General features: G+C 74.6%; 14 protein-coding genes. 5 read left to right on the plus strand and 9 right to left on the minus strand.

What is annotated here, in order from left to right:
- Positions 1-120 precede the first annotated feature (120 nt).
- Positions 121-1,071: an aldo/keto reductase gene (locus KSNIM_RS09465; RefSeq protein ID WP_263102778.1), complete on the minus strand. Its 951-nt coding sequence runs from the start codon at positions 1,069-1,071 to the stop codon at positions 121-123.
- Positions 1,072-1,194: 123 nt separating this feature from the next.
- Positions 1,195-2,742 (minus strand): MFS transporter, encoded by a 1,548-nt coding sequence (locus tag KSNIM_RS09470; RefSeq protein WP_263102779.1) that lies wholly within the window; start codon positions 2,740-2,742, stop codon positions 1,195-1,197.
- 116 nt (positions 2,743-2,858) lie between these two features.
- Here KSNIM_RS09470 and KSNIM_RS09475 point away from each other — a divergent pair, with 116 nt between their 5' ends.
- Together KSNIM_RS09475 and KSNIM_RS09480 are read left to right on the plus strand one after the other, a co-directional pair.
- Positions 2,859-4,436, plus strand: a complete 1,578-nt coding sequence (locus KSNIM_RS09475) for an FAD-dependent monooxygenase (protein WP_263102780.1) — start codon at positions 2,859-2,861, stop codon at positions 4,434-4,436.
- A 188-nt stretch (positions 4,437-4,624) separates the two neighbouring features.
- Positions 4,625-5,815: an NADP-dependent malic enzyme gene (locus KSNIM_RS09480; protein ID WP_263102781.1), complete on the plus strand. Its 1,191-nt coding sequence runs from the start codon at positions 4,625-4,627 to the stop codon at positions 5,813-5,815.
- 98 nt (positions 5,816-5,913) lie between these two features.
- Here the strand turns inward: KSNIM_RS09480 and KSNIM_RS09485 are convergent, their stop codons facing one another.
- From KSNIM_RS09485 to KSNIM_RS09515, 7 genes are all read right to left on the minus strand, one after another.
- Positions 5,914-7,104 (minus strand): hypothetical protein, encoded by a 1,191-nt coding sequence (locus KSNIM_RS09485; RefSeq protein ID WP_263102782.1) that lies wholly within the window; start codon positions 7,102-7,104, stop codon positions 5,914-5,916.
- A gap of 95 nt (positions 7,105-7,199) precedes the next feature.
- Positions 7,200-7,868, minus strand: a complete 669-nt coding sequence (locus tag KSNIM_RS09490) for a TetR/AcrR family transcriptional regulator (protein WP_263102783.1) — start codon at positions 7,866-7,868, stop codon at positions 7,200-7,202.
- Positions 7,869-8,242: 374 nt separating this feature from the next.
- Positions 8,243-8,866, minus strand: coding sequence for a ScbR family autoregulator-binding transcription factor (locus tag KSNIM_RS09495; protein WP_263102784.1), 624 nt, complete (start codon positions 8,864-8,866; stop codon positions 8,243-8,245).
- Positions 8,867-9,140: 274 nt separating this feature from the next.
- Entirely contained in the window at positions 9,141-9,911 is a 771-nt protein-coding gene (locus tag KSNIM_RS09500) for a glucose 1-dehydrogenase (protein ID WP_263102785.1), read from the minus strand.
- A 264-nt stretch (positions 9,912-10,175) separates the two neighbouring features.
- Positions 10,176-10,982 carry a putative quinol monooxygenase gene (locus KSNIM_RS09505; protein WP_263102786.1) on the minus strand — a complete coding sequence of 269 codons (807 nt, stop codon included), beginning with the start codon at positions 10,980-10,982 and terminating at the stop codon, positions 10,176-10,178.
- Positions 10,983-11,134: 152 nt separating this feature from the next.
- Positions 11,135-11,890, minus strand: a complete 756-nt coding sequence (locus KSNIM_RS09510; RefSeq protein ID WP_263102787.1) for an SDR family oxidoreductase — start codon at positions 11,888-11,890, stop codon at positions 11,135-11,137.
- A 132-nt stretch (positions 11,891-12,022) separates the two neighbouring features.
- The gene (locus KSNIM_RS09515; RefSeq protein WP_263102788.1) at positions 12,023-13,093 is read right to left on the minus strand and encodes an aldo/keto reductase; all 1,071 of its coding nucleotides are present in this window, start codon (positions 13,091-13,093) and stop codon (positions 12,023-12,025) included.
- 272 nt (positions 13,094-13,365) lie between these two features.
- Here KSNIM_RS09515 and KSNIM_RS09520 point away from each other — a divergent pair, with 272 nt between their 5' ends.
- The 3 genes from KSNIM_RS09520 to KSNIM_RS09530 all read left to right on the plus strand — a co-directional run bounded on the left by KSNIM_RS09520 (position 13,366) and on the right by KSNIM_RS09530 (position 15,571).
- Entirely contained in the window at positions 13,366-13,686 is a 321-nt protein-coding gene (locus tag KSNIM_RS09520; protein WP_263102789.1) for a putative quinol monooxygenase, read from the plus strand.
- Positions 13,683-14,567 (plus strand): NAD(P)-dependent oxidoreductase, encoded by an 885-nt coding sequence (locus tag KSNIM_RS09525; RefSeq protein WP_263102790.1) that lies wholly within the window; start codon positions 13,683-13,685, stop codon positions 14,565-14,567. Before KSNIM_RS09520 ends, KSNIM_RS09525 begins: the two co-directional genes overlap by 4 nt.
- A 95-nt stretch (positions 14,568-14,662) precedes the next feature.
- Positions 14,663-15,571 (plus strand): zinc-binding dehydrogenase, encoded by a 909-nt coding sequence (locus tag KSNIM_RS09530; RefSeq protein WP_263102791.1) that lies wholly within the window; start codon positions 14,663-14,665, stop codon positions 15,569-15,571.
- Positions 15,572-15,727 lie beyond the last annotated feature (156 nt).

Here is a 15,727-nt window from a genome sequence, read left to right on the forward strand (position 1 = left end):
CCCGAGGGGGGCGGCCGCGGCCCCGGGCGGCGGCCCGGCACAGTGGTTGCGCGGTGTTTCCGGGTAGTTGCCGGGGTCGGGCCGTGCCGGCGGCCGGGTGGCCGGCGGCACGGCCCGCGGTCAGTACCGGGTGCCGACGGCGGTGGCACCGAGCCGGGTCAGCAGCGCCAGGTCCTCGGGCTCGAGCAGGAGGTCGCCGCCGCGGGCGTTCTCCTCCAGGTAGGCGAGCCGCTTGGTGCCGGGGATCGGCACCACGTGCTCGCCCTGCGCCAGCACCCAGGCCAGCGCGACCTGGGAGGGCGTCGCGCCGTAGCGGGCGGCGACCTCGGCGACGCCCTCGGCCAGCTTCTGGTTGGCCTCGATGGCCTCCGGCTGGAAGCGCGGGTTGCCCTGCCGCCAGTCCTCGCCCTCCAGTTCTGCGGCCGAGGTGATGGCGCCGGTCAGGAAGGCGCGGCCGAGCGGCGAGTAGGCGATGAAGCCGGCCCCGTGGCGGGCCGCCCACGGCACCACCTCGTCGAGCTGGTCCTGGCTCCACAGCGACAGCTCGCTCTGCACGGTGGCCACCGGGTGGACGGCCTGCGCGGCGTCGAGCTGCTCGACGGTCGCCTCGGAGAGGCCGATCGCGCCGACCTTGCCCTCCCGGACGAGCTCCGCGAGCACGCCCCAGGACTCCTCGACCGGCACCGCCGGGTCGACCCGGTGCAGCTGGTAGAGGTCGATCCGGTCGACGCCGAGGCGGCGCAGCGAGCCCTCGGCGGCGGCGCGCAGGTGCTCGGGGCGGCCGTCGGGCAGGATCTCGCCGTCCCGGACGACCAGGCCGGCCTTGCTGGCGAGCACGATCTCGTCCCGCCGGTCGCGGATCGCCCGGCCGACCAGCTCCTCGTTGGTGTGCGGGCCGTAGACGTCCGCGGTGTCGATCAGGGTGACGCCGAGATCGATCGCCCGGTGGATCACCCGGATCGATTCGGCGTCGTCGCGGCGGGTCGGGCTGTACGCGAAGCTCATGCCCATGCAGCCGAGGCCGATCGCGCCGACGGCGGTCCCGGTGCTGCCCAACTGTCGTGTGCGCATGGTGCGTTGTTCTCCTCTGTCGAATGGCGGTGCGGTGTTCGGGGGTGTTCTGGGGGGTGTTCGCAGGCGTGGGGGCGGTGGCGCGTCCGGCGCGGGCACGGGGGCGGCCCGCGCCGGACGCGGTCAGGAGATGCCCGTCAGCTCCCGGTCGCGGACCACCGCGAAGGTGGTGACCGCGCCGATCAGCGCGAGCACGGCGAGGACGACGAAGCCGGTGTGCATCGCCGAGGTGAGGGCGTCGGCGGCCGCGTCCGAGGCGGTGGTGCGCACGCCGTCCGGCAGGGTGCCGAGCTGTTCGCCCAGCCGGCCCTGCACGGCGCCGCCGGCCAGGGCGCGTTCGCCGGCCGCGTCCAGCCCCGGCACCCGGCCGTGCAGGCCCGCGGCGGAGAGGCCGGCCAGCAGCGCGCCGGCCCCGGCGATGGCGACCGACTCGCCGGTGATGCGCATGGTGTTGAAGATGCCGGAGGCCATCCCGGAGCGCTCGACCGGCACGACGCTGACGGCGGCGTTGTCCATCACACCGAAGGCGCTGCCCACACCGATGCCGAACACCGCGAGCGGACCGGCCAGTCGGGCCCAGCCGGCGTCCGGGCCCAGCACCACCAGCCAGAGCGATCCGGCGGCGATCAGCGCGGAGCTCGCCGCGAGCATCACCCGCAGCGGCAGCCGGGCCGCGATCTTCCCGGCGACCAGCGGCAGGGCGAGCACCGGCAGGGTGAGCGGCAGCAGCAGTGCGCCGGCCTCGGTGGCGCTGCGGCCGCCGACGCCCTGCAGGTACTGCGGCAGGTAGACCAGCAGCACCACGAACCCGAAGGTGATGGTGAACGGCTGGCAGACCACCACCACGAAGGTCGGCCGGCGGAACAGCGACAGGTCGAACATCGGCCGCTCGACGCGGAGTTCCACCAGTACGAAGAGCAGCATGAACAGGGCCGCACCGACCAGTGAGCCGATCGCGGCGGCGCCCGTCCAGCCCTGCTCCGGGCCCTCGACGAAGTACAGCGCCAGCAGGGCCAGGCTGCCGCTGAAGGTCACCAGTCCGCCCCAGTCGACCCGGCGGGCGGCCGGGTCGCGGGACTCGGGCAGCCGCGGTACCAGGGCGAGCACGACCGCCCCGAGCCCGACGTTCAGCAGGAACACCGCCCGCCAGCCGACCGAGGCCACCAGCGCTCCGGCGACCAGCGGGCCGAGCGCCAGGCCGAAGCCGAAGGAGGCGCCGAGCACGCCGAACGCCCTGGCCCTGGCCGGCCCGTCGAAGGAGGCGGCGAGGATCGCCGCGCCGCTGGTGAGCACACCGGCGGCGCCGACGCCCTGCAGCGCCCGGGCGAGGTCGACCAGCACGATGTTCGGCACCAGGGCGCAGACCAGCGACATCGCCAGGAACACCTGGACGCCGATCAGCAGCACCCGCCGCCGGCCGAACCGGTCGGCGAGCCCGCCGGCGGCCAGCAGGCAGGCCGCGAAGGTGACGCCGTAGGCGTTCTGCACCCACTGCGCGGCGCCGACGCCGGCACCCAGGTCGGTCGCCAGCGCCGGGAGCGCCACGGCCGGCCCGGTGACGGTGAGCGGCAGCATCACGCTGGCCAGCGCGACCGCCAGCATGATCGCGGGCCCGCCGGACGCGCGGCCCTCGCGCGTCGCGGCCAGGTCCTGCTCCGCCAGGACGCTCATCGCTTCCCCCTATCCATCAGTCATCTACGTACTTCACAAACCGAGACGACCATAAGATATCTTATGGACAGCGTCAATCTGCTACCCCGCCTCCGGGCAGACGAGGAGTCAGTTCCGTGACAGAAAAAGCGATCACCGCATCGGACGTCGACGTCCTGGTCGTCGGCGGAGGCCCGACCGGCATGCTCGCCGCCTGCGAACTGCTGCGCCGCGGCGTCCGGGTCCGGATCGTCGACCGGGCCCCGACCGCCGCCCGCCTCCCCAAGGCCCTGCTGCTCTGGCCGCGCACCCTGGACGTGCTCGACGACCTCGGCATGCTGGACGCGATCCGCGCCGCCTCCGTCCGGATCAACGCCTTCCGGTACTACTCGGACCGGCGGCCGCTCGGCACCTTCGGCTTCACCGAGGACCTCGCCCCGCTCTGCCTTCCGCAGAGCGCCACCGAGGACGTCGTCGAGGCCCGGTTGCACGAACTCGGCGGCAAGGTCGAGCGCGGCGTGCGCCTGCTCTGCTTCGACAACCTCGACTTCTCCGGCCGGATCGAGGCCACCGACGGGGTCACCGCCGTGCTGGAACACGAGGACGGCCGGATCGAACGCACCCGGGTGCCCTTCGTCATCGGCGCCGACGGGGCGGGCAGCGCCGTCCGCGCGCAGATCGGCACCGGTTTCCTCGGGAGCACCTACGAGACCGCCTTCGCCCTGGTGGACGCCCCGATCGAGGGCGAACTCCCGGCCGACCAGGCGCACTACTACCAGTCCCCGAAGGGCGCCCTGGTGGTCGTCGCACTGCCCGACGGCGTCTTCCGCTTCTTCTCCAGCCTGCCGCCGGGCCAGGAGGTCGGCGTCGCGATGATGCAGGGGATCGTCGACGAGCGCGGCCCGCGGGGTGTCCGGATCGGCGAGCCGGTCTGGCAGAGCGTCTTCCGGGTGCACGCCCGGCACGCCGGGGACTTCCGGCTCGGCCGGGTCTTCCTCGCCGGCGACGCCGCCCACGTGCACAGCCCGGCCGGCGGCCAGGGCCTCAACACCGGCCTGCAGGACGCCCACAACCTCGCCTGGAAGCTCGCGGCCGTCATCCACGGCGAGGCCCCGGCCGGCCTGCTCGACAGCTACGGCCCGGAGCGCTCCGCGGTCGCCCGGCGGGTCGTCCGCGACACCGACATCCAGACCCGCGCCTGGCTGGTCGACGGCCCGGCCGAGGTCCTGCTCCGGGACGCCGCCTTCCGGCTCGGCGACCGCACCGGCCTGCTCTCCCGGCTGTACGGGCCGGTGATGGCCGGACGCCGGCTCGCCTACCCGCCCGTCCGGGAGACCCAGGAGCCGTCCGGGCTCACCGGCTGCCTCCTCCGCGGCCGACTGCCCGGCGGGCTGCGGACGGGCGCCGTACTGCCCCGCCCGCTGGCCGCCGCGACCGCGCCGGCCGGCTCCGGCGAGGAACCCGCCGGCTGGACGCTCGCCGCCGTCGGCCCGGCCGGCTGGGCCGCCGAGCTGGACCGGCTCACCACCGCACGCCCCGGGGTGCGAACGGTCCGCGTCCCGCTGCCCGCCGCCGTCCGGCACACCGGCTGCCACCGGCCCGGCTACTACCTCGTCCGCCCCGACGGGCACATCGCCGCCCACGGCCACGCCCGTGACCTCGACCGGCTCGCCGCCGAACTCGCCGCCCAGCTCGGCCCGGCCGCCCGCGGCTGAGGCCACGGCCCACACGCCCACCGCACGCCCACCGCACGCCACACCGGCCGCCCGCCAGGCCCGCGCACCCGGCCGCCGTCCAGACCGGGCCGCCCGCGGCCTCACGGCCCCACGCCCGTCACCCGCGCCGGTCTGCGCGCCACCCGCGACGGGGACCGGCCCCGCCCACACCCTCCCGGAGGACCCTGATGACCGACCTCGCCCCGCCCGTGGACCCGATCGTTCCGTTCCTGGAGCCGGTCTTCGACCTGCACCGCGGCGGCAAGCTGGAGACCCGGTCGACCGTGCCGCTGCGCGGCGCCGACGACCTGTCGCTCGCCTACACCCCCGGGGTTGCCCGGGTCTGCACCGCCATCGCCGAACACCCCGAGCTGGCCCACGAGTTCACCTGGGCGGCGAACACCGTCGCGGTGGTCAGCGACGGCACCGCCGTGCTCGGCCTCGGCGACATCGGCCCGGCCGCGGCCCTGCCGGTGATGGAGGGCAAGGCCCTGCTGTTCAAGGAGTTCGCCGGCGTGGACGCGGTGCCGATCTGCCTCGGCACCACCGACACCGAGTCGCTGATCGCCACCGTGCGGCACCTGGCCCCCAGTTTCGGCGGCATCAACCTGGAGGACATCAGCGCCCCGCGCTGCTTCGAGATCGAGGAGCGCCTCCGCGCCGAGCTCGACATCCCGGTCTTCCACGACGACCAGCACGGCACCGCCGTGGTCGCCCTCGCGGCGCTGCGCAACGCCGCCCGGGTGACCGGGCGGCCGCTCTCCGCGCTGCGGGCCGTGGTGGCCGGTGCGGGCGCCTCCGGCGTCGCCGTGAGCCGGATCCTGCTGGCCGCCGGGATCGGGGACATCGCGGTCGGCGACAGCAAGGGACTGCTGCACCCCGGACGGACGGACCTCAATCCGGTGAAGGCGGCGCTCGCCGCCGACAGCAACCGGGCGGGGCACCGGGGTTCGATCGAGGGCGCGCTGCGCGGCGCGGACGTCTTCATCGGCCTGTCCGGGGCGACGGTCGCCGAGTCGGCGGTGGCCGCGATGGCCCCGGACGCGATCGTCTTCGCGCTCTCCAACCCGACGCCGGAGATCGAGCCGTCCGTCGCCCGCCGGTACGCCGCCGTGGTGGCCACCGGCCGCAGCGACCACCCCAACCAGATCAACAACGTGCTCGCCTTCCCGGGGATCTTCCGCGGCGCCCTGGACGTCCGGGCGCGCACGGTCACCGAGGGCATGAAGCTCGCGGCGGCCGCCGCCATCGCCGAGGTGGTGGCCGACGAGCTGTCCGCGGAGCGGATCGTGCCCAGCCCCTTCGACCCGCGGGTGGCTCCCGCCGTCGCCGCGGCCGTCGCCGCCGAGGCCCGGTCGGCGGGGGTGGCCCGCCGCTGAGCTCCCCCGGTCCCGCCGCACCGGCCCCGAAGGGCGCGGGGCCGGGCCGCCCGTCGGCGGACCCGGCCCCGCGCCCGTTCACCGGGCGGCGGAACGGCTCAGTCGGCGCGCACCGCCGCGGCGACCACCTCGAACGCGTCGGGTGCGCCCGCCACGGCCTGGCGCAGGGTCAGGTGCCGGGCGAGGACGCACTCGCGCACCCAGTCGCACAGGTACCGGTCCGAGGGGGCACCCGCGACCGTCCGGACGGAGAGCTGCAACCGCTCGGTGGGCAGCCCGGCGTCGAACACCTCGGCCTCGGCCGCCTCGACGTCCTCCACCGAGGCGGCCAGCGCGACGAGTTCGGCCCGGCCGAAGCGGGCGCCGCGGAACGCGAGGACGTCCGCCGAGCGGCCGCGGACCCGCACCCCGGGCTGCGGGGCACCGCACGGGCAGTCGGCGAACTCGCCGGTGTCGCCGGTGCGGTAGCGCACCAGCGGGGTGACGGCCAGCTCGTGCAGGGTGCTGACCAGGATCTCGCCGTCGACCAGCTCGACGTACTGGTGCGGCAGCGGGTGGAAGACGTCGCGGGCGCAGCGCGGCCCGTTGCAGCCGATCGCCCAGGTCTCGACCGAGCCGTACAGGCCCCAGACCGCGATGTCGGGGAGGACCTCGGCGAGCAGCCGGGCGGTGGCGCCGTCCAGGCCGACGCCCACCCAGAGCAGGGTGCGCAGCCAGTGCGGACGGCGACCGGTGAGCCGGCAGTGCTCGAGCAGGGCGCGCAGGGTGGGGCTGTCGGCGGCCAGTGCGGTGGCGCCGCACTGCTCGAAGAAGTCGACCAGGCGGCCGAGGTCGTCGGTGTCGGGGGTGCCGTACGGGATGGCGGAGCAGCCGGAGAGTGCGGCCAGCGCGTTGCAGAGGTCGTGGACCGGCCAGAGCCGGGTGCCGCGGGAGAGGTTGAGCAGGACGTCGCCGGGGGCGAGCGGGGACCAGGCGCGCAGGATGTCACCGGCGAACAGGCAGCTCGGCACCAGGGTCGCGGACGGTTCCGCGGTGGTGCCGCCGCCCAGGTAGAGCACGGCGCCGCGGTCCTTGGCGAGGCCGCCGCGGACGCCGGACCAGACCGCCTCGCGGAGTTCGTCGGCGGAGAGCGGGTCGAGGACGCGGAGGTCGGCGGCACGGCGGTCCGCCGCGCCGCGGTACTTCTCCGCGAGGCCGGGAAAGCCGACGGCCCGGTTCAGGAGCGCCCGGACCTGCGGTGCGGTCGGCTCGGCCGCTCCGGCCGCGAATCCCCCCGTCTGCAGTGACATACGCCGCGTCCTTTCACGAATCGACGGTATTCCGAGGCACGCACGCACGTTCCGCGCATCGATAAGAACGATTCAAGAACCGACCGACCGGTTTGTCAATTGCCGAGGTCAGCGGGTACGGCTCCGCAGTCCGCGGCCAGGAACGGACAGCCGTCGGCGGGCGGCGCGGCAAGGCCGGGCAGCACCGCCCCCCAGAGCCGGGCCACCATCTCGGTGCGGCTGACGCCCGCGTTGCGCTCGCAGATCAGCAGTGCACCCGCAGCCATCGCGGCCAGCGCCATCACCGCCTCGCCCGGCACCACGCCCTCGCGGAGTTCGCCGCGGTCCGCCGCGGAGGCCAGCAGCGCACCGATCGGCGCCATCCACTCCGGGGGCCCGTCGCCGGCCGCCAGCGCGAAGCCCTCGGCACTGTCGAGCCGGACGCCGGAGCGGCAGACCGGGTCCCGGTCCAGCAGTCCGGCCACCGCCACCGCGACGTCCACCACGGCGTCCAGACCTGCACCGGGACCGTGCGCGGCGACGCATTCGGCGGTCAGCCGGCGCAGTTCCGCGCGCGCCTCCGCACGCACCGCCTCGATCAGCTCGCCCTTGGAGCGGAAGTGGTAGTACAGCGCCCCCTTGGACACCCCGGCGGCCCGGCTGATCGCGTCCAGGCCGGGCAGCGCGTCACCGCCGAGCACCTCCACGGCCGATTCGTCCAGCGCCGTGGCGGCGGCGACGATCAAGCTCCGCCTGGTCCGTTCGGCGCGCTCCTGACTGGGCACGGCACCCACCTCTCCTCTGCTTCCCACAACGGCGGGCCGGCCCCGCCGGACCGGTCCGCCCCGGGGCCGTGCGGCCCGGGAGCGATTCCCGCCCCGAAGTGAAACCGACCGAAGTCGCTGTTATATAAGTATCAAATGACCGGATCACGACAAGTATTTCCCCCGGCGCCGAGCCCATTCGGGAAATCACGAAGACGGCACAGACTCGCCGCATCGGACGGCTCGGCAGGCAGGCGGAAGCCGGGGGAATCGGGAACGCCGGAGAAGCTCCCGGGTTCGCCAGGAGGGACCGGGAGGAACGGGGAAGGGCCGGGCGACGCCTGACGGCCCGTACGCCGCGGACCCCGCCGGGGCGCGTACCGCGGGGCGGGCCGTCAGCCGGCCGGCACCGGCTCGGGCGCGGTCAGCCGGAGGCGGCCGGCCCACTCCGGCACGGCCAGGCCCGGCAGGATGAACGCCCAGAGCTCGGCGAGCCGCTCCTCGAGGTCCTCGCGGCGGGTGAACACCTGGGACACGATCTGGGTGCCGGTGAAGGAGCTGATGACGAATCGGGCGGCGGCGTCGACGTCCAGGTCCAGCCGGACGGAGCCCTCGCCCTGGGCGCGCAGCAGCAGGGTGCGGACGAGGTCGATCGAGGCGACGTACGGGCCCGGTGAGGGCTCGGAGAAGGAGCTCTCGATGGCGAGCCGGATGCTCGCCCGCACGGTCGGACTCTCCCGCAGGGCCGCCGCCATCGCGTACGACACGTCGATGATGGCCTGCAGGAAGGGGCCGGTGGCGGTGGCGGCGCTCTCCAGGGTGCCGACCTCGGCGCCCTGGATCTCCTCCGCGATGGCCTCCTTGGACGGGAAGTGGAAGTACAGGGCACCCTTGGTGACGCCGGCCCGGGCCAGGATCTCCGACACGCTCGCACCGGCGAAGCCGCTCTGGTCGAAGACCTCGGCCGCCGCCTCGACGATCCGCTGGCGCGTCCGCTCCGCCCTCTCCTGTCTCACCATGGCCATCCTCCCGACCTCGCAGCAGTTCGCAGCGCATCGTAGTGCACCGGCCAGTACAGCCGACGGTAAAACAGTCGATCCCGTAGGTTTGTTCCGGTGATCGGACGCCTGTGCACAGGCCGAACCGGGCCGGTCGCACCCCCTGCTCCGACAGACATACGGACCGGTCGGTATGCAGAACGGCCCGCCCGGAGGTCCGGACGGGCCGTGCGGCGATCGGGTGTGCTGCGGGCGTGCTGTCGGGCCGCGCTGCGGGCCCGCGCCCCCGTGGGGGTCAGCGCACGGTGTAGCCGCCGTCCACCGGCAGGACGGCGCCGGTCACGAAGGAGGCGCGGTCGCTGCAGAGCCAGGCGGCGGCCTCCGCGATCTCTTCCGGTGCGGCCGTCCGCGGCTGCGGGGTCGCCTCGTGCAGCCGGGCCTCGATGTCGGGGCGGATCGCCAGCCACTGCTCGATCATCTCCGACCGGGTGGTGCCCGGGGCCACCGCGTTGACCCGGATCCCCCGGGCACCGTACTCGTTGGCCGCCGCCTTGGTCAGGCCGACCACCGCGTGCTTGGAGACCACGTACGGCGCGGCGACCGGCGTCGCCACCAGCCCGGCGACGCTGCTGGTGTTCACGATCGCCCCGCCGCCGGCGGCCAGCATGGCGGGTATCTCGTGCCGCATGCAGGACCAGACACCGCGCAGGTTGACGTCGATGATCCGGTCGAAGACCGCCTGCTCCATCAGGTGCAGCGGCGTCTGCTCGGCAGCGAACCCGGCGTTGTTGAACGCGGCGTCGAGGCGGCCGTAGCGCGACACGGCCGTCTCCACGACCCGGGCGACCTCGGCGTCCGAGGTCACGTCGGTGACGGCGTAGCAGGCCTCCAGCCCCTTGCCGGTGAGCTCGTCGACGAGGTCGGCGAGCTGCTGCTCGCGCCGGGCGGCGAGCACGACGGCGGCGCCCTCGGCGGCGAAGACCCGCGCGGCGGCGGCACCGATCCCGCTGCTCGCACCGGTGATCAGCGCGACCTTCCCGCTGAGCAGGGCGTTCTGGACGGACATGGGCTCTCCCCCTGGGAGTTGCGGTCGGGAGCGGGACGGCGGGACGCCGGCCCGCATGCGGGTGCGGCGGCCCGAAGTCCCGCCCTCACGGGATTCCGGACCGCCGCACCCCGGACACCGCACAGCCTACGAACCACCGCTGACGAACAGTCAGGTGGAGTGGCCCGGGCCGGCCGGGTGCCCGCCCCGCGGAAGGCGTGGTCACCCGGCGCAGGCCGCCCACCGAGAGCGGGGGCATCGGGTGCGCGCCGCCGAAGTGGCCTGCTAGGCCTTTCGGTTGGGGACGGACCAGCCGCCTGGCTTGTCGAAGCCGGTGGTGGCCAGCGTGACGAAGAAGTGGGGGCCGACGATGTGGCCCTTCGCGACCACGTCCAGGTAGGCGGCGGCCGGGGCACCGTTCAGGTGGGCCGTGAAGGCCGCCTCGTCGGTGAAGGTCTCCAGGAAGACGAAGCGGGTCGGGTCGGCCGCGTCCGGGACGAAGTGGAAGCCGATGGTGCCGGGTTCGCCGGTCAGCGAGAGGTAGCCGTCCGCCTTGGCGACCTTGAGGAACTCCTCGCGGTACTCCGGCTGCACGTGGGTGAACTCGGCAACCACGGTGAAGACGTGGCCGTCGTCGCCGCGGCTGGACGCCACCCGACCGGTGCCGTCGTCGGTCGCGAGCGAGTAGTTGGCCACGGTGGTGGTGGGGCCGGTGACGCCGAAGGCGGCGAGCAGGGCTGCGAAGTTCCGGGCGTAGGGGCCGCGGCTGTGGGCACGGTGGGCGGCGGCGGAGGAGAAGGTCTCCGCGACGACGATCCGGTCCGGGTGCTCCGGGTCCGGCACGACGTGGACGCTCTCGGTGCCGGGCTCGTGGCGGCGCGAGGCGTAGCCCTCCTGCTGCGCGGCGGCGAGGACGATGTCGCGCACGGCGGCCGGGATGTGGTCGTAGCCGGAGATCACGGTGTAGGCGACGCTGCTGTCGCCGAGGTTGGGCATGGTGTCGCGGGGGCGGGCGGCCAGCGCCCCCGGGGCGGCGCCGGCCAGCAGGGCGGCGGCGAGGACGACGGGCAGCAGGGCTCTGACGGGTCTCATGGTGGGACGTCCTTCCGGATGGGTGCGGGTGGGTGGGACCGGCCGCCCGGGACGGGCGACCGGAGTCGGTGACGCCGGACGGGCACGGGCGTGCCCCGGCGGGAGATGCCTCGCCGGTCCGGCAGGAGGGCGGCGGCGGCCGCGACAGGGGCTCAGACCTGGGCGGTCGGCAGCACCACGATCTGCGAGAGGTTCACGTGCCGGGGCAGTGCCGCGGCATGCGCGACGATCCCGGCGATGTCGGCGTCGGTGAGCACCTCGATGGACCGGCGCAGGCCGTCCAGCCAGGCCTGCGCGGACGGGTCGTCCAGGTGGTCCATCAACTCCGTCTCCACCACGCCCGGTTCGAGGGCGGTGACGCGGATGCCGCGCGGGCCGAACTCCGTCCGCAGGTTGCGCGACAGGTGGCTGACCGCGGCCTTGGTGGCGCAGTAGAGGGCGAAGTTCGGTGCCGAGATCTGCGCGGCGATCGAGGAGACGGTGAACACGTCGGCCGGTCCGCCGGACCGTGCGGCCCTCGCCAGCTGGGGTTCGAAGACGTGGATCGTGTGCACCAGACCTGTCAGGTTGGTGTCGATCATGCGCTGCCACTGCTCGGTGCGGCCGAGCTCGAACGGGGCGGTGAGCATCGTCCCGGCGCCGGCGACCAGCAGGTCGACCGTGCCGAGGGCGGCCACCCGGTCGGCGGCGACCGCCAGGGCGGCGGCGTCGGTCACGTCGACCGGTACCGCGAGGGCGGTTCCGCCGGCCCCGGTGATCTCGGCGGCGAGCGCCTCCAGACGCTCCTCGCGGCGGGCGAGCAGGGCGACCCGGGCGCCGCGCCCGGCCAGCAGCCGGGCGGTGGCGGCGCCGATGCCGCTGGCCGCGCCGGTGACGACGGCGACTCTGCCGCTCAGGGATTCGGACATGGCGGGGACCGCCTTTCTTCGGGGGCGGCCCGGTCGCTCCGGCGGCCGGGCCGGGGGACGGGGTGGCGCCTGCCCGCGGTCGCCGCCGCCGCGACGGGGGCGCAGCGGCGGACGGACCGGGAAGCCTGCGGGTCAGGCCGGGTAGACGTCGCCGGGCAGCTTGCGGTCGGCGCCGACGGTGGCGATGTGCCAGTAGGGGTACGGGACGCGGGCTTCGCTCACCTTGTCCAGGGCGGCCACCTCGTCGGCGGAGAGCTCCCACTCCATCGCCTTGAGGTTGTCCTCCAGCTGGTGGAGCTTGGTCGCGCCGATGACCGCGGAGGTGATCTGCGGCCGGGAGAGCACCCAGTTGATGGCGACCTGGGCGACGGTGGCACCGCGCCCCTCGGCGATCCGGGCCATCTCGTCGACGATGTCGTACGCCTGCTCCTGGTCGGTGAGCGGAGCGGACTCGGCGGGGGTGGCCTCGGCCAGGCGGCTGCCTGCCGGGCGGCCCTCGCCGCGCCGGTACTTGCCGGTGAGGAAGCCGCCGGCCAGCGGGCTCCAGGCGGTGATGCCGACCTTCTGGTCCTGGGCGAGCGGGATGATCTCCCACTCCAGGTCGCGGGCGCCGAGGTTGTAGTAGCCCTGGTAGCAGACGAAGCGCTCCAGGTTGCGGCGCTCGGAGACGGAGAGCGCCTTCATCAGCTGCCAGGCCGCGAAGTTGGAGACGCCGATGTAACGGACCTTGCCGGAGCGGACGAGGTCGTCGAGCACCCGCAGGGTCTCGTCGAGCGACGTCCGCGGGTCGAAGCCGTGCAGGTGGTAGAGGTCGATGTAGTCGGTGGCCAGCCGGCGCAGGCTCGCGTCGACGGCCGCGTTGAGGTGGTGGCGGGTCGACCCGAAGTCGTTGGGGCCGTCGCCGTCCACCCGCCAGCGGCCCTTGGTGCCGATCACCACGCGGTCGCGGACCTTCGCGAGCGTCCGGCCGAAGAACTCCTCGCCCATGCCGTTCTTGTAGACGTCGGCGGTGTCGAAGAAGTTGATGCCGGAGTCCAGCGCGAGGCCCATCAGGCGGTGCACGTCCTGGTCCTGGACGGTTCCGAACTCGGACCAGTTGCGGTCCGGCGCCCCGAGGAAGGAGGCACCTCCGCCGAAGGTCATGGCGCCGAAGCAGAGTTCGGACACGGCCAGGCCGGTGTCGCCCAGGTAGCGGTAGCGCATCGGGGGGTCTCCCTGTCAGTTCGTCGAATGTCGCTGCGTCGGATGCCGCTGCGTCGGATGTCGCCGTGTCGGTCCGGCCCCGGCCCGCGGGGCGACCACCGTAAGACTCGAGAAGACCATAAGATCTCGAATAGTCATCGTCAAGCCGGAGGCAATGAAAGAACCTCCACTCCCATCAGATCTCGAATGATGCTACGGTTTCGACGCAAACGCGCATGACGGATCGTCATGCGCGCCGCGAACAGGGCTGTGAGCAGCCGGAGGAGAAGACCGTGAGCACTGTGACCGTGGTCGGCCGGGCCGTCGCCAAGCCCGGCAAGCGGGACGAACTGGAGCGCCGTCTGCGTGCGGTGATCGTCCCGACGCACGCGGAGGAGGAGAGCATCCACTACTCCATGCACCAGGACCTGGACGACCCCGACGTGTTCCTCGCCATCGAGCGCTGGCCCGGCCGGGACGCGCTGGAGCGGCACCTCGGCACCCCGCACCTGACCGAGCTGGCCGGGCTGCTCGACGACCTGCTCGCCGAGCCGCTGGAGCTGCGGGTGCTCGGCCAGCTGCACGAGGGCGACTCCCCCAAGGGCGTGCTGTGAGCCGCACGGCCGTGGCCCTGCTCGGCACCGGCATCATGGGCGCCGGCATGGCCCGCAGCCTGTGCCGGGCCGGTCTCGACGTCCGGGTGTGGAACCGCACCCGGGCCGCCGCCGAACCGCTGGCCGCCGCGGGCGCGGTCGTCGCCGGCACGCCGGCCGACGCGGTGCGCGGCGCCGACGTCGTGATCACCATGGTGACCGACGGCCCGACCGTGCTGGAGGTGGTCCGCGCGGCCGCCGACGGACTGACGGCCGGCCAGGTCTGGCTGCAGACCTCCACGGTGGGCCCGAGCGGATTCGCCCCGCTCGCCGCGTTCGCCGCCGAGCACGGCCTCGACCTGGTCGACGCACCCGTCCTCGGCACCCGGCAGCCCGCCGAGGCCGGTCGGCTGGTGGTCTTCGCGGCCGGTTCGCAGCGCGCCCGCGCCGCCACCGTCCAGGTGCTGGCGGCGATCGCCGACCGCACCGTCTGGCTGGCCGACGACGCGGCGGGCGCGGCCGCCTCCCGGCTCAAACTGGTCGTCAACAGCTGGGTACTGGCCACCGCCACCGGTGCCGCCGAGGCGATCGCCCTGGCCGAAGGTCTGGGCCTGGACGCCCGGATGTTCGCCGAGACCGTCGCCGGCGGGGGCCTCGACAGCCCGTACCTGCAGGGCAAGGCCGCGGCCGTCGCCGCCGGGGACTTCTCCCCCGCCTTCGGCCTGGCCACCGCGGCGAAGGACGCCCGCCTGATCCTCGCCGAGGCGGAGGACGCCGGTCTGCGCCTCGACATGGCGGCGGCCGTCGCCGCCCGGTTCGCCCGCGCCGTCGAACAGGGCCACGGCGGCAAGGACCTCGCCGCCACCTACCTGGTCAGCACCGACGGCCCCGCCGCCGGCTGACCGCAGCACAGCCGCACCACCCGCGCACCGCACCGCACTCCGCACATTGCACCGCACCGCACCGCACCGACAACCACGAGTCCGAGGGACACCGCATGCGCGCGATCGTCAACACCCCTGCCAGCGGCGACGTGGCCTTCCGCGAGGTCGCCGATCCCGCTCCCGCCGCCGGCGACGTTCTCATCGACGTCAAGGCCTTCTCCGTCAACCGCGGCGAGATCATCAACCTGCCCACCAACGACGAGGGCTGGCGGCCCGGCTGGGACGTCGCCGGCGTGGTCGCGGAGACCGCGAACGGCTTCACCGCCGGCCAGCGCGTCGTGGCGCTCTCGCTCGCCGACGGCTCCTGGGCCGAGCGGATCGCCGTACCGGCCGGCTTCGTCGCCGCCCTGCCGGACACCGTCGGCTTCGCCGAGGCCGCGACTCTGCCGGTGGCCGCGCTCACCGCGCTGCGCCTGGTCCGCGAGTCGGGCACCCTGCTCGGCCGGCGGGTGCTGGTCACCGGTGCGGCGGGCGGCGTCGGCCGGATCCTCGTCCAGCTGGCCGCCGCGGCCGGCGCGGAGGTCACCGCCGTCGCCCGCAACGCCGAGCGTGCCAAGGGCCTCACCGAGCTGGGCGCCACCGCCGTCGTCAGCGACCCGGCTGAGGCCGAGGGCCCGTTCGCGGTGGTGTACGAGGCCGCGGGGGGTGCCTCGCTCACCACGGCGCTGGAGCTGGTCGGCCCCGGCGGCACGGTGTTCAGCTACGGCAACTCCTCCGGCGAGGACACCCCGGTGTCCTTCTTCCGCTTCTTCGGTGGCCACGAGCAGGCCACCCTGCGGCACTTCGTCTTCGTCACCGGCGCTCCGGTGGACGAGGACCTCGCCGCGCTGGCCGGCCTGGTCGGCTCGGGGTCGCTCTCGGTGGAGATCGCCTACCGCGAGGACTGGCAGCGGATCAACGAGGCGCTCGCCGCGGTCCGCGAGCGCCGGGTGGCCGGCAAGGCCGTGCTCACCATCGGCTGACTCCCGGCCGCCGGCAGGGTCCCGGCCGACGGCCCGACCCCCGCACCGTCGGCCGGCGGCGCGGACCGCGGGGCGGGAGGGCTGCGGTGCCTCCCGCCCCGTTCCGGTGCCGCCGCCCGGACCGGCCCGCGCCCCGCAAGCGGCGGGGGGGCGGGG

Source organism: Kitasatospora sp. DSM 101779, from assembly GCF_025655475.1.
Lineage (GTDB): Bacteria > Actinomycetota > Actinomycetes > Streptomycetales > Streptomycetaceae > Kitasatospora.

Bases quoted from the DNA above. Each gene is read 5' to 3' on its own strand.
- KSNIM_RS09465 (WP_263102778.1), bottom strand. From the start codon at position 1,071: ATGCGCACACGACAGTTGGGCAGCACCGGGACCGCCGTCGGCGCGATC.
- KSNIM_RS09470 (WP_263102779.1), bottom strand. From the start codon at position 2,742: ATGAGCGTCCTGGCGGAGCAGGACCTGGCCGCGACGCGCGAGGGCCGC.
- KSNIM_RS09480 (WP_263102781.1), top strand. From the start codon at position 4,625: ATGACCGACCTCGCCCCGCCCGTGGACCCGATCGTTCCGTTCCTGGAG.
- KSNIM_RS09485 (WP_263102782.1), bottom strand. From the start codon at position 7,104: ATGTCACTGCAGACGGGGGGATTCGCGGCCGGAGCGGCCGAGCCGACC.
- KSNIM_RS09495 (WP_263102784.1), bottom strand. From the start codon at position 8,866: ATGGTGAGACAGGAGAGGGCGGAGCGGACGCGCCAGCGGATCGTCGAG.
- KSNIM_RS09500 (WP_263102785.1), bottom strand. From the start codon at position 9,911: ATGTCCGTCCAGAACGCCCTGCTCAGCGGGAAGGTCGCGCTGATCACC.
- KSNIM_RS09505 (WP_263102786.1), bottom strand. From the start codon at position 10,982: ATGAGACCCGTCAGAGCCCTGCTGCCCGTCGTCCTCGCCGCCGCCCTG.
- KSNIM_RS09510 (WP_263102787.1), bottom strand. From the start codon at position 11,890: ATGTCCGAATCCCTGAGCGGCAGAGTCGCCGTCGTCACCGGCGCGGCC.
- KSNIM_RS09515 (WP_263102788.1), bottom strand. From the start codon at position 13,093: ATGCGCTACCGCTACCTGGGCGACACCGGCCTGGCCGTGTCCGAACTC.
- KSNIM_RS09530 (WP_263102791.1), top strand. From the start codon at position 14,663: ATGCGCGCGATCGTCAACACCCCTGCCAGCGGCGACGTGGCCTTCCGC.